This is a genomic window from bacterium, from assembly GCA_024224155.1.
Taxonomy (GTDB): Bacteria; Acidobacteriota; Thermoanaerobaculia; order Multivoradales; family JAHEKO01; genus CALZIK01.
In genome coordinates this window covers 1-1,347 of sequence record JAAENP010000207.1, presented here as the reverse complement: position 1 = coordinate 1,347, position 1,347 = coordinate 1, and the positions used below count along the sequence as shown (strand labels likewise).

Here is a 1,347-nt window from a genome sequence, read left to right as displayed (position 1 = left end):
GTCGAGCGCGAAGCGGTTCCTTATGAGCAGGTTGCCGCCAAGCGCATGCGGATTCTCATGGATGATCGTCTGGCGATTTTTCAACATCCGACGACCGCGATCGCCTTCTCCGGCGTCTCGGTCGGAGAACGAGCGGTGCTCGAGTTCGCGATCGTCATCAGCCAATATGCGTGGAACAAGGCGGGAGACGGCGTACGGTTCTCCATCGAGTCTATCGACCAGGAGGGGCGCCGCCGCGAACGCTATTCTCGCTATATAGATCCCAAGCAGAATCCGAATCAGAGGAAGTGGCTCGAGGAGCGTGTCGACCTCAGCGATCTTTCGGGACAGGTCGTAACAATTTTTTTTCGTACTTCTCCAGGCCCAGAGGACAATAGATTTTATGACTGGGCGGCATGGGGCAATCCGCGGTTGGTAGCGGACCACGTGGAATAGGCCGCCCGCTCCGATCCGGTACCAGGATTCTTGCAAGAACGAGAACGAGCCCGGCAGGCGCCGGGCTCGTCGCAAGGGCTGGCTGCCGGGCGGTCCCGCGACCACGTCGGGCCGCGGTCCGAGCCGGCTTCTGTCTCAGTCTTCGACCGAGAGCAGTTTTTCGATGCGCGTCAGGCGCTCGGTCAGCTCTGCGATGTGGCCGTCTTTCTCTTTGAGACTGTCATTGGGATGCTCGATGTAGATGTGGGCCTTCTCGAGCTCGTTGAGAACTCCTTCGGTCTTCCGGGTGACGTTCATCGGCGAGCCTTCGATCGTGGGCCCGACGCCGCGGAGGTGCTGGTTCTCCCATATGTAGGCCGCGTGCTCTTCGATCGACTACAACTCGTACTCGGGGGTGAACACCCGGTCGCAGCCGATGCTGCACGAGCCGCTGGTGGTGATCTCGCCGGCGATGGTCACGTCGCCGCCGGAGGCCACGATCACCTCGTTGACTCCGGGGCCGGCCCGGCCGATGCGGAAGGTCCCGTCGTCCTCGACGGTGAAGTCCCAATTACCGGAGGCACCGGCATTGGTATTGGTGATCTTGAATTCGGTGGGACCGTTGTTGGTGATCTTGAACAGCTCGCGCCGATCGGCGGTGCCGTTGGTCTCCTCGACGAGAATCGAGGCTTCGCCGTTGCTGCGCAGGACGTGAAGCGGCGCGTCCGGCGAGCTGGTGCCGATGCCGACGTCGCCGGGGACGTCGATGAAGATCGAGGAGGTCGGCGCGCCGGGGCGGATGCGAAACGGCAGGCTCGAGCCGTTGGTGACGTCGCGGATGAAGAAGTTGGTCTCGCTGCCGGCCACGTCCCAGGTCTGGGGCGCGAAGCCCGAGGAGCCGTCCTGCTGCAGGCGCAGGGTCGGGGTGTCGCC

General features: G+C 63.0%; 3 protein-coding genes. 1 reads left to right on the top strand and 2 read right to left on the bottom strand.

Translation table 11 applies throughout. The features are described 5' to 3' along the window. Nucleotides 1-435, top strand: a 435-nt coding sequence (locus tag GY769_11530; protein MCP4202552.1) for a hypothetical protein, incomplete at its 5' end; no start/stop codon positions are given. 135 nt (nucleotides 436-570) lie between these two features. On the opposite strand, the gene GY769_11525 is transcribed toward GY769_11530, so the two are convergent. Beyond that, nucleotides 571-732: a hypothetical protein gene (locus tag GY769_11525; GenBank protein ID MCP4202551.1), complete on the bottom strand. Its 162-nt coding sequence runs from the start codon at nucleotides 730-732 to the stop codon at nucleotides 571-573. 78 nt (nucleotides 733-810) lie between these two features. After that, nucleotides 811-1,347, bottom strand: a 537-nt coding sequence (locus GY769_11520) for a hypothetical protein (GenBank protein ID MCP4202550.1), incomplete at its 5' end; no start/stop codon positions are given.